At 59.9% G+C, this 26,657-nt stretch carries 22 protein-coding genes, 2 tRNA genes and 1 other RNA gene; 8 read left to right on the top strand and 17 right to left on the bottom strand.

All coding sequences use genetic code 11. The features are described from left to right. Nucleotides 1-30: 30 nt before the first annotated feature. From A6070_RS01590 to A6070_RS01540, 11 genes are all read right to left on the bottom strand, one after another. Nucleotides 31-345, bottom strand: coding sequence for a YbaB/EbfC family nucleoid-associated protein (locus A6070_RS01590; RefSeq protein ID WP_072286749.1), 315 nt, complete (start codon nt 343-345; stop codon nt 31-33). Between the two features lie 80 nt (nt 346-425). Beyond that, nucleotides 426-2,174, bottom strand: coding sequence for a DNA polymerase III subunit gamma/tau (dnaX, locus tag A6070_RS01585; RefSeq protein WP_072286748.1), 1,749 nt, complete (start codon nt 2,172-2,174; stop codon nt 426-428). Between the two features lie 70 nt (nt 2,175-2,244). Further along, nucleotides 2,245-2,343, bottom strand: an RNA gene (gene ffs / locus A6070_RS01580) — signal recognition particle sRNA small type. 150 nt (nt 2,344-2,493) lie between these two features. Beyond that, nucleotides 2,494-2,581, bottom strand: a tRNA-Ser gene (locus tag A6070_RS01575). Between the two features lie 102 nt (nt 2,582-2,683). After that, complete coding sequence (locus A6070_RS01570; RefSeq protein WP_158514000.1) at nt 2,684-3,670, bottom strand: sensor domain-containing diguanylate cyclase; 987 nt, start codon at nt 3,668-3,670, stop codon at nt 2,684-2,686. A 307-nt stretch (nt 3,671-3,977) separates the two neighbouring features. After that, nucleotides 3,978-4,178, bottom strand: coding sequence for a cold-shock protein (locus tag A6070_RS01565; protein WP_072286746.1), 201 nt, complete (start codon nt 4,176-4,178; stop codon nt 3,978-3,980). 292 nt (nt 4,179-4,470) lie between these two features. Continuing rightward, nucleotides 4,471-5,307: an MBL fold metallo-hydrolase gene (locus A6070_RS01560; protein WP_072288086.1), complete on the bottom strand. Its 837-nt coding sequence runs from the start codon at nt 5,305-5,307 to the stop codon at nt 4,471-4,473. A gap of 141 nt (nt 5,308-5,448) precedes the next feature. Then, nucleotides 5,449-6,060 (bottom strand): class I SAM-dependent methyltransferase, encoded by a 612-nt coding sequence (locus tag A6070_RS01555; RefSeq protein ID WP_072286745.1) that lies wholly within the window; start codon nt 6,058-6,060, stop codon nt 5,449-5,451. 105 nt (nt 6,061-6,165) lie between these two features. Further along, a complete protein-coding gene (locus A6070_RS01550) occupies nt 6,166-6,627 on the bottom strand; it encodes a CGGC domain-containing protein (RefSeq protein ID WP_072288085.1) in 462 nt (153 codons plus the stop codon). A gap of 168 nt (nt 6,628-6,795) precedes the next feature. Further along, nucleotides 6,796-6,871: transfer RNA gene (locus tag A6070_RS01545), tRNA-Asn, on the bottom strand. Nucleotides 6,872-7,041: 170 nt separating this feature from the next. After that, nucleotides 7,042-8,247 carry a response regulator gene (locus tag A6070_RS01540; RefSeq protein ID WP_072286744.1) on the bottom strand — a complete coding sequence of 402 codons (1,206 nt, stop codon included), beginning with the start codon at nt 8,245-8,247 and terminating at the stop codon, nt 7,042-7,044. A gap of 300 nt (nt 8,248-8,547) precedes the next feature. Here A6070_RS01540 and A6070_RS01535 point away from each other — a divergent pair, with 300 nt between their 5' ends. Continuing rightward, nucleotides 8,548-11,265 carry a 2-oxoglutarate dehydrogenase E1 component gene (locus A6070_RS01535; protein WP_072286743.1) on the top strand — a complete coding sequence of 906 codons (2,718 nt, stop codon included), beginning with the start codon at nt 8,548-8,550 and terminating at the stop codon, nt 11,263-11,265. Between the two features lie 22 nt (nt 11,266-11,287). After that, on the top strand, nt 11,288-12,304 hold the full coding sequence (locus A6070_RS01530) for a 2-oxo acid dehydrogenase subunit E2 (protein WP_072286742.1): 1,017 nt from the start codon (nt 11,288-11,290) through the stop codon (nt 12,302-12,304). An 89-nt stretch (nt 12,305-12,393) separates the two neighbouring features. Here A6070_RS01530 and A6070_RS01525 read toward each other — a convergent pair whose 3' ends face one another. The 5 genes from A6070_RS01525 to A6070_RS01505 form a co-directional block, all read right to left on the bottom strand. Continuing rightward, complete coding sequence (locus A6070_RS01525) at nt 12,394-12,759, bottom strand: molybdenum cofactor biosynthesis protein MoaE (RefSeq protein ID WP_072286741.1); 366 nt, start codon at nt 12,757-12,759, stop codon at nt 12,394-12,396. A 111-nt stretch (nt 12,760-12,870) separates the two neighbouring features. Beyond that, nucleotides 12,871-13,872: a thioredoxin-disulfide reductase gene (trxB, locus tag A6070_RS01520; protein WP_072286740.1), complete on the bottom strand. Its 1,002-nt coding sequence runs from the start codon at nt 13,870-13,872 to the stop codon at nt 12,871-12,873. A 107-nt stretch (nt 13,873-13,979) separates the two neighbouring features. Continuing rightward, the gene (locus tag A6070_RS01515; protein ID WP_072286739.1) at nt 13,980-18,521 is read right to left on the bottom strand and encodes a glutamate synthase-related protein; all 4,542 of its coding nucleotides are present in this window, start codon (nt 18,519-18,521) and stop codon (nt 13,980-13,982) included. A 241-nt stretch (nt 18,522-18,762) separates the two neighbouring features. After that, a complete protein-coding gene (elbB, locus tag A6070_RS01510; protein WP_072286738.1) occupies nt 18,763-19,419 on the bottom strand; it encodes an isoprenoid biosynthesis glyoxalase ElbB in 657 nt (218 codons plus the stop codon). A 93-nt stretch (nt 19,420-19,512) separates the two neighbouring features. Further along, on the bottom strand, nt 19,513-20,112 hold the full coding sequence (locus A6070_RS01505) for a helix-turn-helix domain-containing protein (protein ID WP_072286737.1): 600 nt from the start codon (nt 20,110-20,112) through the stop codon (nt 19,513-19,515). 200 nt (nt 20,113-20,312) lie between these two features. Between A6070_RS01505 and A6070_RS01500 the strand changes: the two genes are divergently transcribed. The 6 genes from A6070_RS01500 (at nt 20,313) to A6070_RS01475 (ending at nt 25,127) form a co-directional block, all read left to right on the top strand. Then, nucleotides 20,313-21,056, top strand: a complete 744-nt coding sequence (locus A6070_RS01500) for an HAD family hydrolase (RefSeq protein ID WP_072286736.1) — start codon at nt 20,313-20,315, stop codon at nt 21,054-21,056. Nucleotides 21,057-21,117: 61 nt separating this feature from the next. Beyond that, nucleotides 21,118-22,635 carry a DegQ family serine endoprotease gene (locus A6070_RS01495; protein WP_083558617.1) on the top strand — a complete coding sequence of 506 codons (1,518 nt, stop codon included), beginning with the start codon at nt 21,118-21,120 and terminating at the stop codon, nt 22,633-22,635. Between the two features lie 12 nt (nt 22,636-22,647). Continuing rightward, a complete protein-coding gene (locus tag A6070_RS01490) occupies nt 22,648-22,917 on the top strand; it encodes a hypothetical protein (RefSeq protein ID WP_072286735.1) in 270 nt (89 codons plus the stop codon). After that, nucleotides 22,918-23,898 carry an RluA family pseudouridine synthase gene (locus A6070_RS01485; RefSeq protein ID WP_072286734.1) on the top strand — a complete coding sequence of 327 codons (981 nt, stop codon included), beginning with the start codon at nt 22,918-22,920 and terminating at the stop codon, nt 23,896-23,898. A gap of 72 nt (nt 23,899-23,970) precedes the next feature. After that, on the top strand, nt 23,971-24,762 hold the full coding sequence (pgeF, locus tag A6070_RS01480) for a peptidoglycan editing factor PgeF (RefSeq protein WP_072286733.1): 792 nt from the start codon (nt 23,971-23,973) through the stop codon (nt 24,760-24,762). 74 nt (nt 24,763-24,836) lie between these two features. After that, nucleotides 24,837-25,127, top strand: coding sequence for an HNH endonuclease (locus tag A6070_RS01475; protein WP_072288084.1), 291 nt, complete (start codon nt 24,837-24,839; stop codon nt 25,125-25,127). Nucleotides 25,128-25,168: 41 nt separating this feature from the next. Here A6070_RS01475 and glgA read toward each other — a convergent pair whose 3' ends face one another. After that, complete coding sequence (gene glgA / locus A6070_RS01470) at nt 25,169-26,623, bottom strand: glycogen synthase GlgA (protein ID WP_072286732.1); 1,455 nt, start codon at nt 26,621-26,623, stop codon at nt 25,169-25,171. Between the last annotated feature and the right edge of the window lie 34 nt (nt 26,624-26,657).

Here is a 26,657-nt window from a genome sequence, read left to right as displayed (position 1 = left end):
TTTTTTTACCCGAAACAAACAGCTTCACACCTACATTAATCCGGGAATATTGAATCCTCCCGTCAACTTGTTCATTTCCTGCTGAGCCATGTCCTGGCTTTTCTTCAGCGCTTCGTTAACCGCGGCCAAAACCAGATCCTGAAGCATTTCAACATCCTCCGGATCAACCACGCTCGCTTCGATTCTGAGGCTTACCACCTGGTGCTGCCCATTGACCACCGCGGTAACCATGCCGCCGCCGGCGGATGCTTCGACCTGACGGGTCGCCAGCTCCTGCTGCAGTCGCTCCATTTTCTGCTGCATAAGCTGCGCCTGTTTCATGATATTTCCCAAACCCTTCGCCATATCTACCTCCAAAGCCTGATGGCACGTTAATCGTTTCAGCCCGACCAAGGGAGCAATCGGTTATTTTTGCAATGTTTGTCTCAATGGCGATCGTCTTTATCATGATCGCCGCCGCCCTGCAGCGGCTTGACTTCAACCACTTCAGCACCGAGAATTTTTTGGGCGGCCTGCACCGCGGGATGCCCCAATGCTTCATCCCTGACGCGATTTCGCGCGGTGCTTTCCCGCACCTGCCGCTCCTCCGCCAGGGAAGGGGGCGCCACGGAAGAGTCCTGATTGCGCAGCGGCACAACGCGCAGGGAAATGGACTGCCCGAAAAAATCCTCGGCTATGGCCGTAAAAACGCCTTGCAATTCGGCGTCCTGCATCTGCAACAGATGAAACGAGCCTTCTGCAAATCCCAACTCAACCACAGGCAGCGCCAGCTTCATGACCCGCCCGTGTTCCAGGATCCCGCCAATGCGGGGGCGCTCCTGACGGATTCGCTGAACCAAAGCCTGCCAGTCATGGCAACCGGCCTCTTTGCTCGCCGAATGCCCGCAATCAGGGCTCTGCGCGGCAGCCGGTTTTGCAACAGGGGCTTGCGCGCCATCGGCACGGCCCGCGGCGGGTAACCGCGCAGCGGCCGGGGAAGGCCGCCCGCCATTCGCCGGCACCGCGCGCCCGGCTGCCGGAATGCCGGCCTCCAGTCGCCGCTGCAGATCTTCCATCTGTCGCATCAACGTTGCCACATCGCGGCCTGCAGGCAAGTGGGCCAGACGCACCAGCGCCATTTCGAGCACCAGCCGGGGAAAAGATGAACCGGCAAGCTCCGCCTCGCTACGCATCAGCACCGTAACCGCGCGGTCCAGATCTTCCAGCGCCGTGCCCGCCGCCAGACGCTCCAGTTCCTCCAGCTCATCGGGGGCGCAGTCAAGCAGCGAGGCCGGCTGCGGCACCACTTTCAGAACGACCAGAGAGCGCAGCGCATCAACCAGTTCCCGGCAGAATTGGCGAAAGGAATACCCGAGATCATCAACCCGTTGCACGCCGTGCAGAACCTGCCGGCCGTCGTGATTGAGCATGCCCGTCAGGGTCTCAAGCAGCAGACGCCTGTCAACCATGCCAAGCAATCCCTGCACATCGGCATCTTCGACCGTTTCGCCGCAAAACGCGATAACCTGATCGAAAGTGGACAAGGCATCGCGCATGCTGCCTTCACCACGCCGCGCCACCAATCCCATAGCCCGATCGGAAATCCGTATATTTTCGGCTTCGGCAATCTGCTTCAGGCGGGCTGATATCAAAGGCAGGGGAATCTTGCGAAAATCGAACCGCTGGCAACGCGACAGGATGGTTATGGGGATTTTATGCGGCTCGGTGGTTGCAAATATAAACTTGGCGTGATCGGGGGGCTCTTCCAGCGTTTTCAACAGGGCGTTGAAGGCGTTGATGGAGAGCATATGAACTTCGTCGATGATAAATATCTTGAAGCGGGACCGGGAAGGCAGATAACGGATGTTCTCCCGCAGTTCGCGCACATCGTCAACCCCGGTATTGGATGCGCCGTCTATCTCGAACACGTCGAGCCCCTGACCGGCGGAAATTTCCAGACAGGACTGGCAGACGTTGCAGGGCTGGGCGGACAATCCCCGTTCGCAATTCAGCGCCTTGGCGAAGATGCGCGCAGCCGAGGTTTTACCTACGCCACGCGCCCCCGTAAAAAGGAAAGCGTGATGGACGCGTCCGCTTTTAATGGCGTTTCCCAGGGTTTGGCTGACGTGTTCCTGCCCGACCAGGTCCTCAAAACTCTGGGGCCGATACTTACGAGCCAGTACCAGGTAAGACATGCAGTGCAAAGATCTCCGTATACATGGAAATACAGCCGGCGGGGGCAAAAAAAGGATTGCCGACACAAGTGACAGCCAGGCTTCCCCGCGGCACACGGCTGAGGCCGTTACCGCTGCTCCCTCCCGGGCCTGACGGGGTTGGCGGCCGTCCGTTGCGCGGGACCCGGCTGTCACTTCTATCGGCAAAAACCCGATCGAAGAATAAAACCAATATCGGAGAGCGAGGGATCCTCAAACCATGTCGCCCACATCACGTGGACTCACCCTGCGCTCGTTCCGCTTCGAATCCCCAGGGGATTCTTTTCTGCTTGATTCTAAATGGCGGAGAGGGAGGGATTCGAACCCTCGGTACCTTGCGGTACACACGATTTCCAGTCGTGCACCTTCGGCCTCTCGGTCACCTCTCCGCAGGTTGCGCAGAATACAACAACTTTCCCGGCGATGTAAAGCATTTTTATTACCCTGCGTGACCCTCGGAGCACAAACACGAGAGCCGCCCCGCAATGCCCTCATGAACCGGGCCAGCCGCGATAACAGCCGCCTCCGGCCTGCTTGGCAAGATACATGGCCGCATCGGCCTTCTCCAGCAACTCCGAAGGGGAGCTTCCGTCTTTCGGAAACACTGCAATACCGATACTGACGCCAACGGGGCACTCTCCACCCTCTCCGGCAAAGGGTTCGGCCAGCAGGTCGACAAGCGCCCGGGCTACCGTATCCGCCTCACCGGGGCTTGCAAGATCAGACAGCACGACAACGAATTCGTCCCCTCCGAAGCGAGCCACCGTGTCCACGCGGCGCACTCGCGAGGCAAGCCTCCGGGCCGCCTCCAGCAACACACGATCCCCCGCCGCATGACCAAAGCGGTCGTTCACTTGCTTGAAACGGTCCAGGTCGAGAAACAATACGGCAACGTGCCTGTCGTATCGATGCGCCCTGCCGATATCCTGCACCATGCGATCGAAGAGCAGAGCCCGGTTCGGCAGATCCGTCAGGGGGTCGCGCTGCGTCAGATGACCGGAAAACCGCTCCCGCTCCTTGCGATCCGAAATATCCGCCAGCACCCATAAGGTACCAAGGGTTTTACCCCCCTCCCCAACCAGCATCCGACTGGCCACCAGAACCCACAGGGACTCCCCGTCCCGCTTTCGCAGACGCAACTCAAAATGCTCATCGCGCCCCAACCGGGAACTCTTGAAGCGGGACTCCGCCAGACCGCGCTCCTGTCCATCCACAAAATGGAACAGCGTCTTGCCGACCATTTCGTCCGTCGCGATTTCGAACATCTCGGCAGCCCGGTGATTTGCATAAAGAATGTTCGCGGAATCGTCCAGAAGCCAGATCCCCTCGCCTGCGGCATCAACCATAAGCCGAAAGTAATCATTGTGTGACTCACCGCGACAAGGCTCCCGGTGCCCCAGCATCGCCATCCCCACGACGATAAACAGAAACAACGCGACACCAAAAACAGCCAATCCTTCCCAGCCTGCCATTTGCATGTATGCCTGCATCGTTCTGACGCTTTCCAGTAAAACGGCGGGAGCGGCAAAGGCAAGCGAGGACCGCTTTCCGTGCCATCGAACAATCAACAGCGCAAAACAAAAGCATAACAAAAAGAAAGAAGAACGTCAGAACCAAGGCGCAGGAGCGCCAGAAATGAACCGGCCGACTTGAAACGCCCGAAAATACGACCTATTAAAAAAGGGTTCGCAACCAGGAGATTGCGAACCCTTTTCATAATTACTGTCGCGAGGTGGACTCACTCACTGACAGGCAATGGTGTTTTTCCTGAAGGCCCGGGCGGTCTCAGATCTTCCGCACGTTGGCCGACTGGGGACCTTTCTGACCCTGGACAACATCGAAGCTGACCCGGTCGCCCTCGGCCAGGGACTTGAAACCGTCAGACTGGATAGCCGAGAAGTGCACGAACACGTCGGGGCCGTTGTCCTGCTCGATGAAACCGAAACCTTTTGCGTCATTGAACCACTTAACAGTACCTTCTGCCATTTTTCTTCCTCTTTACCCCGCAGGGGGCGTTTTGGTTGTGCAGTATTTGCGCTGTCCTTAAGTAAAAAGCCCCACATCCCAAGAGGTTTGTGCGGCTCATAATCGACTGACGATCAATCTGCTCGACAAGCAAATCTACACAAACTTACTTAAGTTGGCTTTTTTTATCATATTGGTTCAGAAAAAAGCAATCCCAATTTTTCGGTTTTTTATGCAGTCTGAATTATATTTCTCCAACCATACCGGGCCGTTTATCGGCATTTTCGACCCGCTTTTCTCCATCGGTGCGGCTTCAAAACAACAGGGTCATGCCGGCCGCGCCGGGGGCAACCCGATCTCCATAAGCTTCCTGCAGCATGGCAACCGCCTGGTCACCGGTGCAATGGCAGGGAACCAGCATTTCCGGCAGCAGCGGGCGCAAGCCGTCAAGGGTCCGAGTGATGCGGTCACGATCGGCACCCCCAAGATGAAACCCGCCGATAACAGCCCGAATCTTCATACCGTCATGCAGCTGACGAACGTAGTCCAGGGTATTCACCAAGCCCGCGTGGGCACACCCCACCACCACGACAAGCCCGTCATCCTTCCGCATCCAGAGAGCCAGGTCATCCGCGACAGGGTCGGATCTTTTCCCCTCCGGATCAAGAAAGAAAGGCTCCTCGCTCTCCCGACAATCATACTTGCGGGGGATCTGGCCGGTAATGCCGATATCCTCCGCCAGCAGCACGGGATCACAAGCCCAGTGCAGACAGCGAGGCGGCAATCCGTCAATGGCGGTCATGGCCTCCGACGGCATCTGTATCGACCTCGAGCGACCGTCACGAATCGCATATCGCGGCTGCACGACCCCGGGATGGCAATATACCTCGGGATTCCTGGCGAGCCGCAGCACATGCGGGATGCCCCCGGTATGATCGTAATGCCCATGGCTCAGCACCAAAGTATCGGTCGTGCCAAGATCGACGCCGAGGGTCCGGGCATTCTGCGCCAGCACCTTACCCTGACCCGTATCAAAAAGAATACGCTTGCCCCCCGCCTCAATCCAGAAAGACAGGCCATGTTCCTCCAGAAGGCCGGCCTCGGCATGGTTATCGACCAGAATCGTTATTTTTACTTCCGCGAGTGGCATGCGTACCTCCATATCATCCCCGAATCCGGCACCAGGCTGCATCCACGCCAGATTCCACTTTTGTTGATGCAAAACACATCCATCAATCAAGCAAAAATCGATGCATTTTACATCCACGACGACCAGAGGTCAACGCAATGCCTACCGGGTACCCAGAATCACATACAAAGCCGCATGCTCCCGATCCGCCTCCCGGGATATTGCGTCGCCCTCGATGCCAAGAAAATATTCGCTGCGTACTGAAAAATACCTGGCGGCCGCGTTTTTCATGGCTTTGAGATCCGTATGCCTGATGCCCGCAACATAAGAGCCGGGTTCACCCTGTTTTTTTTGAAAGAACTTCGACGCCGGATTGAGCAGCATCAGAATGAGCCGCCCGCCGGGCCGCAGCACGGGAACCGTTTTTTCCAAAGCACGGGCATAATCCGCAACAAACTGCAGGGAAGCCACATAAATCACGGCATCAAAGGTATCCGGCGGAAAGGGCATTTCCTCGGCCCTTGCCAATACCGTTCGAACGGTGTCCGGAGCTCGGCTCAAAGCCTCGCTTGAAACGTCCAGTCCCGTTACCCGAAAACCGTGTCTGACCAGTTCGGCCTCTATCGTAGCGGGGCCGCACCCCACACTCAGCACTTCCCGGCATCCCTGGAGGTGCTGGACAAGATATTCAAGCTCGTATCGAAACACCTCCTGCCAGAAGGCACTTTTGCACGCCTCGAAATATCGAGGTTCCGGACCTTGTCCCCTGGTCATGGCATCCTCCCATCACGGTTTGCCCGGGAAAACCGAATTGGCGGGATGGACGTCCGCCCTAATCGGCATCGCTCATCCCGCCAGATAGACCGACTCCCGGTACTTTCAATCGTACGCCTCCATGGTGGCGCGCGCTTCCGTCAGAAGCTCTCCGGCAAGACTCCGCATGTCGCTCTGCGCCCAGAAAGACAGGCGCTCATGAGACGTCAGATACTTAAGAGGAATGGGATGGGTCCCCACCACCACCGGCAGGCCATGATGCGTTTCGATGAATTCCTTGAACTGCCGGATGCGGGGGCAGGGCGGATATCCCACCACCAGTCCGGTGGCCAGATGCACGACATTGCAGCCGTTTTTCAGAAATTCAGCGGGCACGTATTCCACATTTCCACCGGGGCAACCGCCACAACTGGCATAACCGACGATCTCAACGGGCTCATCGGCACCGTAGCGGGCAAAACCGCCGCACCGCTCGCGCAGCGCCCGAAAACATTTGCCTCCACCACAATCCCGATAACGGGCACAGATGATGATTCCGACCTTCTTCCCAGCGGCCTGAGTGGACATATGCATACCTCCGAGCAAAAACGTTACACCGGATCCGGGGCGCACCATGGCGCCACAAGACAACGCTCTCAGTATAAAGCCCGCACGACAAAAACGACAAGGCCCCGCGAAGTTTTTTCGCGGGGCCTTGTCGTGAATTAAAAACCGTCACCAGCGACGGATCAATTTTGGCTCCCCGGGCCGGACTCGAACCAGCGACAGGGTGGTTAACAGCCACCTGCTCTACCTACTGAGCTACCAGGGAATGCAACCTCGACCATTAAAATAAAAAATCAAGCCGAAGTGAGTTGTGTTTATACATGCCTGAATAAATCTTGTCAAGCAGAAAAAACAGCGGAAAAACAGCCCGCCGGAATCCTGCTCCCGAGCTCCGCCACCCGGCCCGCGCCATGGCAAAACCCCTGTTCCGGCGTCCTAACAGGCGAGACACTTTTCGATGATGGCGTAAAGGTGAGCCGAAGCAATGGGCTTGCTGACATGATCGTTCATCCCCGCTTCAAGGCACATGGCGCGATCCTGCTGGGCCGCATGGGCCGTCATACCGACAATCGGCAGGGGCGGCAGGCCGAGGATCCGTTCTCGCCGACGAATCCGGCGGGTGGTTTCAAGCCCGTCGAGACGCGGCATGCGGATATCCATCAACGCCAGATCAAACTGCCGGGACTGAAGCGATTCCAACGCCTGAACGCCATCCGCCACCGCCGTTACCTGCCAACTGCGCTGCTGCAACAGCAGCTCGACCAGCTTGCGGATGGCATCGTCGTCCTCCACCAGCAGGATCGATACGGCGGATCGCCCTCCTTCCATTTTCGGTATTTTTTCGGCCACTTGCGGTTCGATAGAGGTAACGGCGTACTCCGTCGGCAGGGCCACTGGCAGAACCAAAGACCGAATCTCTGCGTCGGCCTGTTGCCCGGCAGGCCATAAAGCACCACCCAGAAAGGCGGTCAGATTGCGGACCACGGCCTGCTTGACCCCAACCTGACGAAGGGCCGCCAAGGGAACCCGCGACAGGTTGCCGCAGGCCCGGAGCAAAGCAACGCGCATCTCCTCGCCACAAACGTCGCCCACGTCGATGCGCAGAAAATGGGCTCCGTCCAGCGTATCCATTGCAAGGCCCACTTTCAGACAAGCCACCCCGCCACGTTTCAGATATATCTCGATGAGGTTCAGAAGGACATGGGACATGCGGCCACTGTCGCCGACCAGAAGTTCCGGAACGCGCGCGTCGACCATGAAAAGAACCCGCACACCTTCTGTAACATTCAGTTCAGCCGTCAGATTTTGCACCCAGGAACGCACCTCGAAAGGGTCCTGCTGCAACTGTGCGCGCCCTGTTTCCAGACGGGCCAGATCGTGCAAATCCTCCACAAGGCGCAACATGGTCCGGGCCGAAGCATTGGCCAATTCCAGGGCATTACGCTGCTCGGCGGCCAACTCGCCGGTCAGCACGAGCTCCAGCATGCCCAGGGTTCCGGCCAGTGGGGTACGCAGTTCGTGACCAAGAAGGGAAAGCCATTCGTCGACGGAAAAACAGGAAACGCTGTCTTTCTGTCCACAACCCAGGTCCCCGTTTTCTCCACTGTCATCAAACTTCAGACTGTATTCGTAAAAGTTCATGTCGACTCTGTTGACAAGATTTGTACAAAATGGCCGGGACTGTAAATCTTCCCGTGAAACGCAAAGGATATTGCGCCCGAACATGACGCTCACATTATACCAGATCGGGCACCCATGGGAAACTCTTCCACTGCGCCTGTCGTAATGCGGCTTCCGGCAGGCCCATCGGCGATTGATTTGCCCGACTCGACCGGCCGTTGCTCAACCCGCTGGCGTTGTTATAATAACCGGGCCAGGGATGTCGTGTCGCCGCGGCTCACCATATGGCTTGCAGCCAGGCATGATGACATGGAGGAATCGATGCCTTTTCAGGCCAACGTCAGTCCGGCATGGGTCGAAGCGCTGTACCGCAAATGGCAACGCACGCCAGGGCAACTGAGCGCCGATTGGCAGGCGTTTTTCGAGGGCTTCGATACCGGTCGGCAATCGGCGGGCCTGCCCTCTACGGCTGGCCCGGCATCGGATTTCGTCCTCAAGCAATCCGCTGTCGACACCCTTGTCAACCGCTATCGCGAACTTGGTCACCTGCTGGCCTGTACCGATCCTTTGTCGCCCTGCAAAACCGCACATCCACTGCTTGACATCAAAGTCTTCGGTCTCGACGACGATGATCTGGACCGTATCTTTCATGTCGCCGGCTTCGATACCGAAACCAAGTCCCTGCGCGACCTCCTTGCCAGGCTGCGCCAGACCTATTGCCAGGCCACCGGCGTGGAATACATGCACATCATTGAACCGGCGGAACGTTTCTGGCTGCAGCAGCGACTGGAAAGCCAAAACGACCGGCCGGCACTATCGGACGAGGAGCGCTACACCATCCTGCGCAAACTGCAGCAAGCCGCCCTTTTTGAGCGCTTTCTGCACCGCAAGTTTGTCGGCCAGAAACGCTTTTCCCTTGAGGGCGGCGAGGTGCTCGTTCCGGTATTGGAACGGGCCGTGCGTCGCGCCGCGACACTGGGGATGCGGGACATGGTGCTTGGCATGCCGCACCGGGGCCGGCTCAACGTGTTGGCCAACATTTTTGGCAAGCCGCTGGAAAACATTTTCGCGGAGTTCGCCGACAATGCCGAATTCCATTTCGTCGGCGAGGGTGATGTCAAGTACCACAAAGGATTCTCAACGGATCTGACTCTCCCCGACGATCGCCTCGTACATATGACCATGGCCTCCAACCCTAGCCATCTCGAAGCGGTCAATCCGGTGGTGGAAGGCAAGGCCCGCGCTCGCCAGGATGCCTTCGGCGCCAACGGCGCCAAACGGGTGCTGCCGATCCTGATTCATGGCGACGCCGCATTTGCCGGCCAGGGTGTGGTGGCCGAAACCCTCAATCTGGCCGGGCTCGAAGGCTTCGGCACCGGCGGCACCCTGCATATCGTGCTCAACAACCAGATCGGTTTTACCACGATACCTGCCGACGCGCGCTCCAGCCGCTATGCCACCGATGTCGCCAAAATGCTCATGATCCCGATTTTCCATGTGCACGGCGAAAACCCGGAAGCCGCCATCCGGGCCGTGGAACTGGCTGTTGAATACCGTCAGAATTTCGGTCGGGATGTGCTGCTGGAAATCATCTGCTATCGACGCCATGGACACAACGAAGGAGACGAGCCCTATTTCACCCAGCCGCTCATGTATCAGGCCATCAAGAAGCGCCCGCCGGCACACCATATTTACCGGGACCGGCTTATCGAACAAGGGCTGGATCCATCCCGCATGAAACAGCAGGCAACGGAACTGGAGGAGGAACTGGAGGCAGCGCTGCAGCGCCAACGGCACCCCGTTGACCGCGGCTTTCACGGCAGGTGGCAGCATATCGAGCCCAACTATGCACCGATCAGCCCGGACACCGGAGCAGAGCCGGATCGACTGCGCTCCCTGGCGGACCGGCTGGCACAATGGCCCGCCGGATTCACCCCCGACTCACGCATCCGCGCTCTGCTCGAAAAACGCAGGGACGCAGTCCTGCAGCCTGATGGCGAACTGGACTGGGCCACGGCTGAAACCCTCGCCTTTGCCAGCCTGGTCGAAGAAGGCCACAGTGTGCGCCTGTCGGGCCAGGACTGCCGCCGCGGCACATTCAGCCAGCGCCACCTGATACAGTTCGATATCCACACCGGACAGAGCCATATGCCGATGGCAACTCTGAACGGCGCGGCAAGTTTCCGCGCCTTTGACAGCAGTCTGTCCGAAGCCTCCGTGCTCGGTTTCGAATACGGATATTCTCTGGAACGCCCTGACGGTCTGGTCCTGTGGGAAGCCCAATTCGGGGATTTCGCCAACGGCGCGCAGGTCATCATCGACCAGTTCATCAGCAGCGGCCAGCGCAAATGGGACCGGGTCAGCGGCCTGGTCATGCTGCTGCCCCACGGCTATGAAGGCCAGGGTCCCGAGCACTCCAGTGCCCGCATTGAACGTTTTTTGCAGAGCTGTGCCGAGAACAACCTGCTGGTGGCGCAACCAACCACGCCAGGCCAGTATTTTCACCTGCTGCGGCGGCAGCTCAAACTCCCCTTCCGCCGGCCACTGATCGTTTTCACGCCCAAGAGCCTGCTGCGGCACCCCTGCTGCCGCAGCCCGCTGAAGGATCTGGCAGACAACCAGTTCCATGAAATCCTTCCCGACACGCAAAACATCGGCAAACCCGCAAGGGTGCTTTTGTGCAGCGGCAAAATTTATCACGAATTGCAGGCAGAACGTCTACGGCAGCGGCGCTTTGATGTCGCCATCATCCGCATCGAGCAACTCTATCCCTTGCGCGAGGACCTGCTCGCCGGCATATTGCAGCCCTTACGCGAAACGCGGCACCTGCTCTGGGTGCAGGAAGAGGCGCGCAATATGGGTGCCTGGTCCTTCATCGCACCCCGACTGGCAACCATCGCCGGTCGATGGCCGGACTATTGCGGCCGCCCCGATGCCGCGGCGCCGGACGGCGGCTCCCACCGGCAATTCCTGACCGAACAGCGGCGCATCATCGCAGCCGCGCTGCCATCCGACGCGACTGCCGGATCGGCAGACTGAATTCTTGAGTGAGGACGCCCCCATGGAAATCCGCATCCCCGAAGTCGGCGAATCGATCATCGAGGCCAGGCTGGCCAAGTGGCATTGCCGGGACGGCGCTACAATCGCCAAGGACGACCTGCTGTGCGAACTGGAAACGGATAAAATCACGCTGGATATATGCGCTGAACAGGACGGTGTGATCCGCATCCTTGCCGGGGAAGGAGAAACTCTTCCCATCGGAACGGTGATCGCCACCCTGAAGGAAACCGACGCCGCCAACCATCCGGAGGAGCTGGTACCCCCTCATCCCGGTGCCCCCTTTGCCGAGGGGGAAGAGCTCGCCCCGTTGACGGCCAGGGAACGCCTGAGCCGTCACGAGCCCCTCTCGCCTTTGCGTTTGACCATTGCCAGGCGGCTGCTGCAGGCACGCCAGAACAGTGCCATCGTCACAACCTTCAACGAAGCCGATATGTCGCGGGTCATGGAACTGCGCAGTCACCGGGGAGAACGCTTTGCCCGGCGGCATGGTGTCAAACTCGGCCTGATGGCGTTCTTTGTCAAGGCCTGTATAGATGCCCTGCGGGAATACCCGGTCATCAACGCCCGCATGGAGGAACAGGCCATCGTTTACCAGGAGTTTTACGATATCGGCATCGCCGTGGCCACCGAACAGGGCCTGGTGGTGCCGGTACTGCGGGACGCCGACGCCATGACCTTTGCCGATACTGAAAGGCGGATTGCCGAACTGGCGGACAAAGCTCGAGAGCACCGTCTGGAACTGGCCGATCTGCAGGGCGGCACCTTTTCCATCAGCAACGGCGGGGTGTATGGTTCGCTGCTCGGCACCCCCCTTCCGAACCCTCCCCAAAGCGCCATCCTCGGCATGCATAGCATTCAGCAACGGGCGGTGGTGCGCAACGGCCAGATCGTCGCCCGGCCGATGATGTATCTGGCCCTTAGCTACGACCACCGTTTGATCGACGGACGGGAAGCTGTGAGTTTTTTGAAACGGGTGGTGGAATCGATCGAGGAACCGGAAGATTTATTACTCGAGTAGGGGCGGCGGGTGCCGCCCCTACGGAAGGTTTGATGCGATGGCCACCGAGTGCATTTTATGCTCTCCCTCGGCACTCAGCACTAAAAAACTTACCCGACCTTGGCTTCGGACTTGCTCACCGCCTCGGCCTTGACGCGGTCGAGCAGTTCCGCCAGCACCGGCTTGACATCTTCGCGCAGGGCGCCGGCCACAATGATGAACAGCAAATCGTCGCCGGGTTCCAGGCGACCCTCGCAGGCCTCGATCAGAACCCGGAAAATGCCTGGCTTGCCTTCATATTCCTGCCGCAGTGCTTCAACGCGCTCCTTATCGACCTTCACTTCCACGGCCGTCACGGTTTTGCCGTCGCCCCGCGACCAGCCGCGCACCACGCCGTTGTGCACCAGCAACATGCCGACATTTTCCCTGAACCCCGGCTCCTGTTTCAATTGCGCGATGGTTTTGGTGATATCCATGGTATCCCTCCCGATTAAAAAATCATACAGCGATTCACATCTCTCGCGAATTTCCGCTCCGCCACAACTGCCAACTGCCAGCTTAAATGCCCGGCGGATAAATGTACAGACCTAATCCCCGCCCTTTGCCATCAGCTGCCGCTTCTGCAATGCCTGGCATTTCCTGCAATCGGCGTCTTCAAGGCATTCGAGGAAACGCTGCGATTGCATGGCGGCCATACACCCGCTGCCGGCAGCGCTGATGGCCTGCCGGAAAAAGGGATCCTGCACATCGCCCGCGGCAAACACACCGGGGAGATTGGTCTCGGTACCGTTGCGGGTCAGGATATACCCCCAGTCATCGAGATCGAGCTGCCCTTTGACCAGCGCTGTGTTGGGCACATGGCCGATGGCGATAAAGATGCCGTCGCAGGGAAAGTCTTCTTCCTTGCCGGTGGGCAGATGCTGCAGACGCGCGCCATGCACGCCTTTGTCCCGATCGCCGAGAATGCCGTTTACCACCGTATCCCAGACAAACTGAATCCTGGCGTTTTCCAGGGCACGCTGTTGCATGGGCGGGCTGGCACGCAGGGCATTGCGCCTGTGCACCACTGTCACCTTTTTTGCGAAACGCGCCAGAAACAGCGCATCCTCCATGGCGGTATCGCCGCCGCCGACCACTACCACTTCCTTGCCCCGATAGAAAAATCCGTCACAGGTAGCACACACCGAAACGCCGCGGCCATAGAGCTCCTTTTCGTTGGGCAAACCGAGCAGGCGCGGCGACGCGCCGGTACAGATGATCAGGGAACGGCAACGGTAGTGCTCCTCCCCCAGCCACAGGCTGTAGGGATGGCTGGAGAGCTCGACGCGAGTCACTTCGCCGTTGACGAACACCGTACCAAACTTCTCGGCCTGCCGGCGCATGGCCTCCATCAGTTCCGGACCGTCGACGCCGTCGGGAAAGCCGGGGAAATTTTCCACCAGCGTGGTGCCGGTCAACTGGCCGCCCGGCTCCATGCCGCAAATCAGCAGCGGGCAACAGTTGCTGCGGGCCGTATAGATCGCCGCCGTGTAACCGGCGGGCCCGGAACCGATGATGATCTGATCATGAATCTTGTCACGCACGGGCATCGCTTCTCTCCTTTCCAGCGGCAAAACCATCAAGACGTACTGGCGCCCTGGACGTCTGGCCCGATAACAGGACAGCATCTCAAGCCGCCAATTGCGATTATGGACTTTTACTCCGTCGACACCGGAGGCACGGCGACCGCCCCGGCCGGCGCGATCCGAACGAACCGCTGGCTGCAATGTTCCGCGAGTTCCGCCACCCATTCGGCCTCTTCGACCTGATGGGAATACAACAGTTCGCGATGGTAGGCACCAAGCATGCGACGCAACGCTTCCACGTCATCCGCCGCCAGATCGTAAAGATCAACCTGCGCCCCACGGGCCAACCGCCACTTGAGAGACTCCCGCGTCATGCCCATGGCCTCGTCGAGGTGACAGTAAACAACCCCGCCGGTCATGCCGGAACACATCCATGGACCGGGGTCGCCGAGGACCACCGCACGCCCGGCCGTCATGTATTCAAAGGCAAAGCCCTTGATGTTGGCCTGCCCGGCCAGATTGCCGCCGCTGTCGTCAAGAGGGGCGCGCAGCCGGCCGCCGATGACCACCTCCGCGCCGGACAGGCGCACGCAGGCACGGCTGTCGGCATCCCCCTGGATCAGGAACAGCCCCCCCTGAGCGCCATAGGCCAAGCCCTTGCCAACCGCGCCGCCGACCCTCTGGCCATGCCGGTTTTCGCCCTTGAGGATGACGATCTTGCCGCCGCAGGCGCCCTTGCCAACGCCGTCCTGGGCGCTGCCTTCAATGCGCAGGTTGATGCGCGGGATGTTGAAGGCGGCCAGGCCGTTACCGGGGATGGCATTGCGCCGGAAGTGCAGCAGCACCTGCTTTTCCGCGGCGGCGCCCTTTTCCGACCGATCGCGGTTCATGGCACCAGCCAGATAGGTACCGATGGCACGGTCACTGCTCGAAGCGCCGTGGTCCTCGTATCGGATCCGGCTCTCGGGACCATCAAATGCCTCCGTGACCAGGCTTGAAATCAGCGAAGTCAAATAGTTCAGCGGTTTGCGAATAATGCGCACATCGGCCGAGGAGCGTGGCATGCTGCCCAACGGCACAGGCGCGAGCAGATCGGTCAGATCGAGACGCTCGTGACCGCGCTGCTGCTGCAGCAGTTCGGCCTTGCCGACCATGTCCTGGGTGCGGTGAAAGCCGAGGCGCGCCGTCAGGTTGCGGATCTCCTCGCCAAGAGCGCGAAAAAAGGTGGTTTCGTATATGATGCCGTTTTCCAGAACCCGGGGCACGAAACGCTTGAGACCTTTGGCCTCCGCCTCTTCGATGCTTTCGATCTGAGTAGCGATGCCGACGTGGCAGGTTCCAAGATGGCAACTGCGGCATGCGGTGCAGCCTATCACCACCATGGGCAACGTGCCGAAGCCAACCCGGTTGGCTCCCAGCAGGATCATTTTTACAACATCGCGGCCGCTGTGCATGCCGCCGTCCGCCCAGATCTCTACCTTGTGGCGCAGCCCCGATTCGGCGAGGGCGCGGTGGGCCTCGCGCACCCCGATTTCGGCAGGCATGCCGACAAACTTGATGGCATGCTGGCGCGCCGCTCCGGTACCACCATCATAGCCACTGATGGTGATGATATCGGCACCGGCCTTGGCGATGCCCATGGCAATGGTGCCGATGCCGGCGACCGCCGGCACCTTGACCGAAATGCGGGCGCGAGGATTGGCGGTGCGCAGTTCCTCGATGATCTGGGCCAGATCCTCAATAGAATAGATATCGTGGTTGTTGGACGGCGAGATAAGTGTCACGCCGGGAGCGGCATTGCGCGCCGCGGCAATCTTGTCCGTCACCTTGAACCCGGGAAGGTGGCCGCCCTCGCCGGGTTTGGCGCCCTGGCCGACCTTTATTTCAAGAATATCGGCGGAATTGAGCAGGTTCATATGCACACCAAAGCGTCCCGAAGCCAGCTGCTGCCCGCGGTTGTGCCGATATTTTCCGAGCATGTCGGGGATCTCGCCCCCCTCGCCGTTCATACAGACGATATTGAGACGTTTGGCCGCTTCGGCATAAATGCGAAAGGCCGTCTCGCCCTGGGAACCGAAGCTCATCGCCGAAAAGATGATGGGCAGATCGTGCCCGTCAATCGATGCATCGACTTCCCTGGGATCGACGCTCAGGTCCCCCGTAATATCGAAATCGAGAAGATGACGGATGGCCAGGGGGTGCTCTTCCTTGAATTTACGGATCAGTCGCGACAGTTCATCGTAGTTCTCTTCCATTTTGGCCACCGCGGCCACGGTCTTCCAGATGCGGGGGTAGAGGCGGAACAGTTCCACCACCGGCTGCTGTTGACGGCTACGGGCCACAGCGCTGCGCTGCTGCCCGTCGCCACCCATCGCCGCGAGGGTAAGCCCGCCCCGATCGCTGCCGCAGAAACTGGCCACACCAAGGATATCGGCGATCTCCGGCGCCAGCCCGATGGCCGCAAAATGCCGTCCGTAGCCGCCGATTTCATGGATGCCCATGGTCGACATAACCTTTTCCAGACCCTTGCCCAGCACGTCGAGCAGATGCCCCATGCCGTCCTGCTGTTGGTCGGCCAACTCCCACATGAGGTAAGGGCAGAGGGCGTCCGCCCCGGCGCCGAGCGCACAGATGAGGTCGTGCAGATTGCGCAGGGCTCCCGACCGCAATACCAGCGAACAGCTGCGGCGCAGGCATTCCCCATGTTCGTCGAGCCGTGCTATAAGGTGGTCCTGCAACCATGCCAGAACCAGCAACGGATCGAGAAAACCGGAACCGGGACTGAAACACTGGCTGTCGTCGAGCAATAACAGAACCGCGCCGCCCGCAACGGCCGAGGCCGCTTCTTCCGCGAGCCTTGCCAGCGCATCGGGAACCGTTTCCCGGCGTTGCAGAGCACAGGAAAGGCGGCGGAAACGATGCTTGCCTCCACTGAAATGACCGAGCAGTCGCTCCAGGGTAGTGCTTCCGTGGGCAACCGCGACCTCGTCATCGACGTTGGCGGGCCCAAGGCGCCGTCCGCCGGGGAGCAGCGGCATCATCAGTTCGACGGCCTTGCGCCTGCGCCCATGCAGGGTCGGACAGCCTCCGATAAACACCCGGGTGGAAAAATGTTCCGCCTCCCGTTCCCGGTCGATAGCGGGGTTGGTGACCACCGCGACCTGTTCCTTGAGATAATCGGCCAGATTCTGCCGGGAGGTCGCCAGGGCCGCCAGCGGGCCGTCATAACCGAGAGAGGCGATGGGATCCCGGCCGGTAGCGGCCATCTCCCCGAGATTGCGCAGATCGCTCGATTTCCAGGCGTAGGCCGACAACAGGTTGTCGCGCAACAGTTTACGACTGCGCGTAAACACCGCAGCCACGGCGACGTTGCGATCCGGCAGCGCGCGCCCCGGCGTCACCATACGCGCCTGAGAAGACAGGGGGGTGCGCTTTTTATAGGTACTCAAAACCCGCTGGCGCAGCCGCTGATGATTGAATACTTCAACCGCCTGGAGCAGGGGGATGGCCAGGCCGACCTTTTCTCCCGGCGCGAGGGGTTTGGGATCGGACAGAATCTCTTCCTGGGGAACCACGCCGACTTCCGAGGAAGCAAAGTATTCCCGCTCGGTCTCGCCGAACCAGAGGGGCCGCAACCCCATGGCGTCAACACTGCAGACCACCTGATCACCGGATCGGGCAATGACCGCCGCCGGACCCTGAGCACTGGCGGGGAAAAACCTCCGGAAAAACCCGTAAAGCGCCCGCTGATCCTGCGGCAGTCGCTGCATTTCACTGAAAATAGGCGGGAGCACCATTTCCATGGCTTCGAACAGGGTCAGGCCCTGACCCTGCATTAACCCTTCCAGAAGCCGGTTGAGGTCCTGAGAGTCGCTGCCCCCGGCAGGCAGGGCGATGCCGAGCAAACGGGCCTCTTCCCGCAACCGTTCGATGGTATTGATCTCGCCATTGTGTCCGAGCAGGCTAAACGGCTGGGCCCGCAAAACGGTGGGAAGGGTGTTGGTGGAAAACCGGCTATGGCCGATGGTCACGGCTGACAGAAAATCGCGCCGCTTGAGATCGGGATAGTAACGCGCCAGCAATTCCGGAGCGCCGAGCATTTTGTAAACCGCGGTGCGCTGAGACAGAGAGGCTACCTGCACCGGCAACGCGTCCTCAAGCTCCACATGCAACCGGTACAGCAGGGGCGGCCCGTCCGTCGCATCGGGAACCGTCAATGCCAACTGCCAGAGCACCGGCTCGCTGGCCCGGGCGCTGGCCGACAGGATCTCGCTGCGCACCGGCAACGGGCGGTGCAACAACATCCGGCAACCGCGTGCGGTAAACATGTCGATGATCCGCTTCTGCAGATCCTCCCGATCAACTTTTGAAAGAGCGGCGGGGAGCAGCAGATGCCCGACGGCGAAACCGGGCGCATCGGCCAATTCCGGGACATAATCGGCGCCGGCCAGAACTTCACGCCACAGAAGCCGGGGGATATCGGTGAGGACACCGCAACCGTCCCCTTCCCCGCCGACGCCACCGGCGCGATGCCCCATTTTGATCAGCGCATCGATGGTCCGCTGCAGATTGCCGTGGGTCGGGTGCCCGTGCTTTTTGAAAAACCCGATAATGGCGCAGGCATCCCGTTCGTCGTTGCTGTCCAGAAGGCCCGGAAGACCGGCTACTTTCATAGGATAGGCTCCTCAACAAATGGGTCCGGATAATTCATGAGTCTTTTTTCCCGCACACGATCTTCTAACAAGCATACCCGATCAATAAAACCCTACAACACTTCAGGCAAGGTGTTTACTTTGTTTACTTAGCGGACCTGTGCAAACAAAAGCGCCTCTCTTGTTCAAGAGAGGCGCTTTTGTTTGCACAGGTCATCGGCTCTGAAGTGCTCGCCTTTGAGATTCAGCACACCGTAACCGTTCAGCACATGGCCAGCAGTTGTTTGACCGCCTTTTCGATCCCCGCCGCGGCTTCGGCGATATTCTCCGCCAGCATGTAGGCCGGGGTGGTAACAAGCCGGTTTTTCTCGTCCACGACGATATCATCGACCGGACAGGCCACATGCCGCGCCCCCATGGCTTCGAGAGCGGCGGCGGTGTCCGCATCGTTGCCTATGGTCAGTTGCGGTGCATACCCGTCAAGCGCCTTGGCCAGAACCGCCGGCGCGATGCAGATGCCCGCCACCGGTTTGCCCCTGTCAACCAGGGCCCGCACCAGGCGCCGCACCTCGGGATGCACCGTGCAGTCGGCGCCCTTGACGGCAAAATCGCACAGGTTCTTGGCTGCGCCATAACCGCCGGGGATCACCAGTGCATCGATATCCTCCACGCTAACGGTGGCGGCATCCACGACCTTGCCCCGTGCAATGCGCGCCGACTCGGCCAGCACCGCTCGTGCCTGTCCCGCCTCGACCTGGCCGGTAAAATGGTTGATGACATGCATCTGCTGCATGTCGGGGGCCATGCAGACGGCCTCTGCGCCACCACGTTCGATAGCCAGCAGGGCAAGTACCGCTTCGTGAATCTCGCTGCCGTCATACACGCCGCTGCCGGAAAGCATCACGCCTATTCGTTTCATGTCGTCACCTCCTGTCCTCGCCGGGTTGCGTTCCTATAACCGGGATCATCTGTCCAACATAAAAACCCTGCCGCGCTTGTCAACCCCCTGGTGCTACTCCATGGAATAAATGACCGCCACCGCCCGCGCGGGACCGGTGCCGACAGCGACATAGCCGTGGGGTTCGTTGGAGTCGTAATAAAGTGAATCGCCCGGCCCGACGGTCATGATCTCAGCGCCGTAATGAAATTCCAGCCGCCCTTCGAGAATATACAGGAATTCCTCGCCTTCGTGGCTTACCAGCAATTCGTCCCGCCAGGGCTGTACGTCGAATTCTATCAGAAACGGTTCAAGGCTGCGCTGTTTCTTTCCGTAACCCAGAGACTGGTATTCGTAGGGCGTGCGCCTGCGGCTGCGGCTGCGACTGCTGTGCGCATCCTGCCGGCCACCTTCGCCAGCCCTTACCAGAATACACTTTTCAACGCTGCCTTCCTCCTGGAAAAAGGTATGCAGCCCTACCTTGAGCGCCTTGGCGATGCGCAGCAGCGTCGCCAGCGGCGGAATCACCTGTTCGTTCTCCACCTGGGACAACAACGGCTTGGAAAGCCCCGTGGCTTCCGAAAGGTTCTGCAGGGTCATGCGCCGTTCCTGTCGCAGGCGGCGTATCTTGAGGCCGATCTGCAGATCCTTGACTTCTTCGCGTATATCCGACATGGATTTTGGTTACCTCGCTGTTTTTGTTAAATTTTCTACATTGGACAGGCAACCAAGTCAAGGGCTTTGTCGCCGGCATGAAGGATCGGGGATGTCCAAAAACGGCTGCTGCCGTGTTATGCTTGACAGAAAGAGCTCCATGGATGAGACAAGCGACCCCCAAAAGCCCGTAAGACTTTTGAAAGCCCTGCAGGAACACTATGGACTTTTATCCTCCCGAAAACATACACGGCATCCTGTTCGATCTCGACGGCACGTTGCTGGATATTGAAATGAAAGCCTATATAGATGGCTATATCGAGGGCCTGGCGCGCTGTTTCGAAGACCTGACGGACCCCATGGTCTTTGCGGAAGTCCTGATAAGTTCGGCCTATGCGCTGCTGAACGCGCGCAGCGACCAAATGACCAACGAACAGCTTTTTTTGTCCATGATAGCCCGGCAGCTCGGCATCGGCATCCCCCAGTTGCGCAAACGCCTGCAGCGTTTTTACCGGGAGGGGCTCGCCGCCCTGTCTCATCTGGTAAAACCGTTCCCGGAATCCCGCGCCATCGTGCAAAGCTGCTTTGATCGCGGGTTGAAGGTCGCCCTCGCCACCAATCCGGTTTTTCCGCGGCCCGCCATCAAGGCCCGGCTGCGCGCCGCCGGGCTGGACGACTTTGCCTACCATCATATCAGCAGTTACGAAAACAGCCATTGCTGCAAACCGCATCCGGAATTTTTCCGCGACGTCCTCCACCGCCTGAGTCTGCCCGCCGCCCAGGTCCTCATGGTCGGCAACGATACCGCCTACGATTTGCCGGCCAGCCGGGCCGGTATTCCTACCTTTCTCGTCGACACCTGCCTGATCGATCATGATCAGCGGGCCGCACAGGCCACCTGGAGAGGCGGTCATGACGTGCTCCTGCAATTTATCAAGAGCCTGCAAAAACGCCGCAACGATTGACAGTTTCTGCATTTTCCGCTACGCTGCCGATGATTTATCCCTTGGCAAAGGAACCATTAAAATGAGTCATTTCCGACGCGTTTTTCTGACATGCATCATCAGCGGAATACTCCTGGCAGCCGTGTCGGGCTGTCAGGACGACAAACAAACGCCTTCAAGCCCGTTTTCGGAACAGGCGACCAAAGCGCCGCCGGTGCCCCGGCCGGCCCAGGAACTGCTTGTCGCCCAATCCGCGTTTATCGAGGTCTCCGAAAAAGTTACGCCTTCGGTCGTCAACATCCAGGCCGCCACCGTGAGCCGCGGACCGGACCTGGGACCTCTGTTCGAAGAATTCTTCAACGAGATGTTCAAGGGCCGCACCATCCCGGAACAGAAATCCCGCAGCCTCGGATCCGGGGTAATCATCAGCGGTGACGGCTACATCCTGACCAATGAACACGTCATCCGGGGCGCCGAGGAAATCAAAATCAAGCTGTCGGATGACCGGATTTACGAAGGCAAACTGGTCGGCTCCGATCCCCGAACCGATATCGCCGTGCTCAAAATCGAAACGGACGAAGCACTGCCATCGGCGGTACTCGGCGATTCCGACGCCCTGAAAGTCGGGCAGTGGGCGCTGGCGATCGGAAATCCTTTCGGCCTCGATCGCACCTTGACGGTAGGAGTCGTGTCGGCCACCGGTCGCACCAACATCGGCATCGAGGATTTCGAGGATTTTATCCAGACCGACGCCTCCATCAATCCCGGCAATTCCGGCGGCCCGCTACTCAACATCTACGGCGAAGTGATCGGCATCAACACCGCAATCGTCGCCAGCGGCCAGGGCATCGGCTTTGCCATCCCCGTTAACATGGCGCGGGCCATCGCCGAGCAGCTCATGACGACCGGGCAGGTGATTCGCGGCTGGCTGGGCGTCGGCATCCAGGACCTGTCCCCCGAACTGGCGGAGACCTTCGGCCTGGACCGCAGCAGAGGCGCCCTGATCAATCAGGTGCTGCCGGAATCCCCGGCCCAGCAGGCCGGACTGCGTCGCGGCGATATTCTGCTGGAGGTAAACGGCCATGCCATCCGCAACGCCAGCGACCTGCAGCTTCGCATCGCAAGCATGCCGGCCGGCACCACCGTGCCGCTCAAAATTCTGCGCGACGGTCAGGAGATGACTCTGCAGGTCACCATTCACCCCCGCGGCCAGACCGTTGCGGCACAGAGTGCGGATGAGCGCCACAGTCTTGGGCTGGTTCTGACCAACATACCCCAGGGGCAGGGCATCATGGTGCGCCAGGTCGATCCGGAAGGCGACGGCGCCGCGGCGGGGATTCTGCCCCAGGACATCATTCTGGCCCTCAACAAAACCCGGCTGACCAATCTGAAATCCTGGGACAAAGCCCTGAAGGAAGCCCGCAAGGGCAAAATCATACGGCTGCTGATCAAGCGGGGGAACGCCACCTTGTACCTGGCTTTTCCGCTCAAGCGCGGAGAAAAAATGTCCCGCCGCGATCATCATCCGTTTTATGGCCGGGGCGCCCTGACTTCCGCGGCCCTGCCGGCGGACCGCACCGCCCGCATACCCTTTTCATAATGGGAGGAACCCATGGCAAGGATTGTTGACAACCCCAAGCTCGCCTTCCGGCTGGCTCGCGCCATCGTTTCGGATATCGCTCTGTACAACCAGAACAAAGTGCAGGAAGGCATTGAAAAGGACACCCTCTTCGACGTGCTCAACGATGAGCTTCAGGAAGGTCGCGAGCACTTCCTGGCACGGATTTCGGAAGACATCCCCGATCGTGAGCACATGTTCGATCGTGCGGTCGTCGATGTCATGATCAAGCAGGCTGGCCGCATCAAGAGCTCTATCTGGTAAATGTTTCGGCAGCGTGCATTTTGTTTTGACCGGGGACAGCCGCCGGAAAGACTGGACCGCTTCCTGGCCGAACAGTTGCCGGAGCTGAGCCGGTCCCAGCTGAAAAAGCTCATCGATGACGGACTGGTACTGCTCAACGGTGCACCCGCCAAGGCTGCCAGCAAACTCAAGGGCGGCGAAGCCCTGACCGTCACCTTGCCGGATCCCGGCCCCGCCAAAGCTGTTTCCGAGGATATCCCGCTGACGGTTCTCTACGAGGACCGTTGCCTGATCGTCGTTGACAAACCGCCCGGCATGGTGGTACATCCGGCGCCTGGGCATCAACAGGGAACGCTGGTCAACGCCTTGCTGCATTGCTGCCAGGACCTTTCCGGCATCGGCGGCACCTTGCGACCCGGCATCGTCCACCGCCTCGACAAGGACACTTCGGGGGTGATGGTGGCCACCAAAACCGACGCGGCCCATCAGCACCTCGCCGCCCAGTTCAAGGAGCATTCCATCACCCGGCGTTATGTCGCTCTGGTTCACGGTCTGCTGACCGGCGATGCCGGCAGCATCGATCGCCCCATAGGGCGCCACCCTACCCAGCGCAAAAAGATGAGCAGTGCCTGCCGCGGCGGTCGCCGCGCGGTAACCCACTGGCGCGTCCTGCAGCGTTTTGACGCCGACCGCATGACCCTGGTCGAATTGGCCCTCGAAACGGGACGCACCCACCAGATCCGGGTACATTTATCGGAGTCGCGCCATCCCCTGGTGGGCGATGCCACCTACGGCGGCAAAAGTCGCATGAAAACCATCGCCGACCCGCGGCTTCTCGCCCTTGTCAGGGCCCTTGACCGGCAGGCCCTGCATGCCCGCCTGCTCGGATTCAGGCATCCGGAAACCGGGGATTACCTGGAGTTCGACAGCCCGCTGCCGCCGGATCTGCGGGCGGTCATCGATTATCTCAACGAAAAATACAAGACAGGGCCGCCAGCCTGACAGCCGCGTTGCCTCGACAACTTTTCCGCACCCCCTTTAAGGCGGTGCGTTCAACAGGAGAACCCACGGTTTATGAAACTGGTACGTAAAGGCAAGATCAGCTATATGCAACCCGACTGGGCCGCCGAAACGGCGGTCCAGGCCGGATTTACCACCCGCAACGGCGGCGTCAGCCGCCCGCCTTACAACTCCCTCAACCTCGCCTATAATACCGAGGACGCACGACACAATGTCGAGGGCAACCGCTCGACCCTGACCCGGGCCTTTGATTTGCACCCCCATCAGCTGCTGACGGTGAAGCAGGTGCACGGCACCGACATTTTGGTCATCGACCAGCCGAATCACGATCTTTCACATTTTCTGACGGTGGCCAGCGACGCCATCATTACCAATCAACCCGGGTTCATGTTCGGGGTGCTGGTGGCGGACTGCTTCCCCATCCTGCTTCACGATCCGGCCAAACGGGTCGGAGCCGCCGTTCATGCCGGCTGGCGCGGCGCCGCCAGCGGCCTGCTGGGAAAAACCGTGGAGGCGATGCAGACCAACTTCGGCTGCCGGCCCGAGAACCTGCTGGCCGCCATAGGACCGGGCATCGCGGCCCATGAATACGAGGTCGATCGCGCGGTGCGGGACGCTTTTCGCCAGGGCAGCGGGCACTGGCAGCAGATCGCCCAGGAAACCTCCCTCGGCAAGTGGCAGCTGGATCTGCAGCGCAGCTGCCTGCTGCAACTGCAGGAGGTCGGCATCCCCGCAGCAAGCATCGGCGTGGTGGAGGAATGCACCTGTTGTCACCGCGAAATGTTCTTCTCCTATCGCCGCGATAAGGGGATAACTGGCCGTCAGATCGGCTTCATGGTCCTTTAAAAGCAATGATCGGTGATTGGAAAAACGCCAATCCCAGCCACGAATCGCCAGGCATTTTTTCGAACAGGGCCCACATGGATTGGATGGAAGCTTCAGAAGAACAGATGCGTCGGGAACGGCAGAAAGCCCGGGAACTGCGTAACAGCCAGTGGTGGAAAAACCGTATCGCCAGCGGTATCTGCCACTACTGCGGGAAAAAAGTCGCACCGCGGGATCTGACCCTCGACCATATCGTGCCCCTGGTTCGGGGCGGGCGCAGCAGCAAAGGCAATTGCGTGCCGGCCTGCAAGGAATGCAACAGTCAGAAACAGCACCTGTTGCCGGTCGAATGGGAAGCTTATCTGGAAAAACTCAGGCAGGGATGATGCCGGAACCGGCGTCATCCTCCACAGCATGGCCCTGCCCATCACGCATGGTGCAACTGCCCGGCCTTGCGGTACAAATCGAGGTAGCGCAGCGCCGACCGCCGCCAGGAAAAATCCCCCGCCATGCCGTTGCGCATCAAACGCAGCCAATCGCCGGGCTGCCGATAAAGTGCAAGGGCGCGATCCATCGCGCGCAGCATGGCGGGCGACGAAATTTCCTCGAAGGTAAAACCGTTGGCCTGCGCCACGCCGTCCCGCGGGTCAAAAACCGTATCGGCAAGCCCGCCGGTACTGCGCACCACCGGCACGCTGCCGTAACGCAAGGCGATAAGCTGCCCCAGCCCGCAGGGTTCGTAACGGCTTGGCATCAGAAACATGTCGCTGCCGGCGTAAATCAAACGGGCGAGACGATCGTCAAATCCCAGACGCACCGCCGCTTGTCCCTTGCTTTGGGCACCCAGGCGCGCAAAACGGTCCATGTAATCCTGATCCCCCGATCCCAGAATCGCAATCTGCACCCCCCGCTCCAGCAATGCCGGCCAGGCCTGTTCGACCAGATCGAGACCCTTCTGGGACGCCAGCCGCGTCACCATCGCCAGCAGCGGCGTTTCAGCCTCGCATGCCAGGCCGAGACGGCTTTGCAGGCGGCGCTTGTTGGCGTGCTTCCCGTCGACATCGTCGACATGGTAAACAGCCGCCAACGCCGCATCGTGGCTGGGATCCCAGAGCTGGTCGTCGATGCCGTTCAATACTCCGAACAGGCGATCGGCCCTTGAACGCAGGATGCCGTCAAAACCATGCCCCATTTCCGGGGTCTGGATTTCAGTACAGTAGGTTTCGGAAACGGTGGTAAGCAGATCGGCGTAAACCAGAGCGCTTTTCAAAAACGATACCTGGCCGTAATACTCGAATCCTTCCATGGCGAACAGCGCGGGATCCAGGTTCAGGGCAGCGACCACCTCCGCCGGAAACAAACCCTGGTAACCGAGATTGTGTATGGTGGCGACGGTTGCCGTGCCGGTATAAAACGCGCTGTCGCGCCAATCGGTGCGTAAAAGCGCCGGCACCAGCCCGGTCTGCCAGTCGTTGAGATGCAGCACGTCCGGTCTGAAACCGATCTGTGGCAAGGCCGCCAGCAGGGCCCGGGCAAAATAGCCGAAACGCAAGGCATTGTCGGCGTGGTCGCCGCGCGATGTGCCGTAAAGGCCGTCGCGATCATAAAACCGGTCCTGTTCCAGAAAATAAACCGGCACCTCTCCAAGGCTCCCTTGCCACAACCGCCCGGCAACGGCCGTGCCGGCGATTTCGATGGACGGCAACGGCGCCAGAGGGGACAGCTGGAAGTCGCCCTGTTTGACGCTGCGATACAACGGCATGAAAATGCGGACATCATGTCCCAGGCGGTGCAGTTCGCCGGGCAGCGAACCGGCCACATCGGCCAACCCGCCGGTTTTGGCAAAAGGGGCCACTTCGGAAGCCATCAACACTATGTTCATTGCAAAACTCCTGCGGCTTGCCGCCATGTTTACG

Source organism: Syntrophotalea acetylenica (assembly GCF_001888165.1).
GTDB classification, from domain to species: Bacteria; Desulfobacterota; Desulfuromonadia; order Desulfuromonadales; family Syntrophotaleaceae; genus Syntrophotalea; species Syntrophotalea acetylenica.
This window is presented reverse-complemented; position numbering and strand designations above follow the sequence as displayed.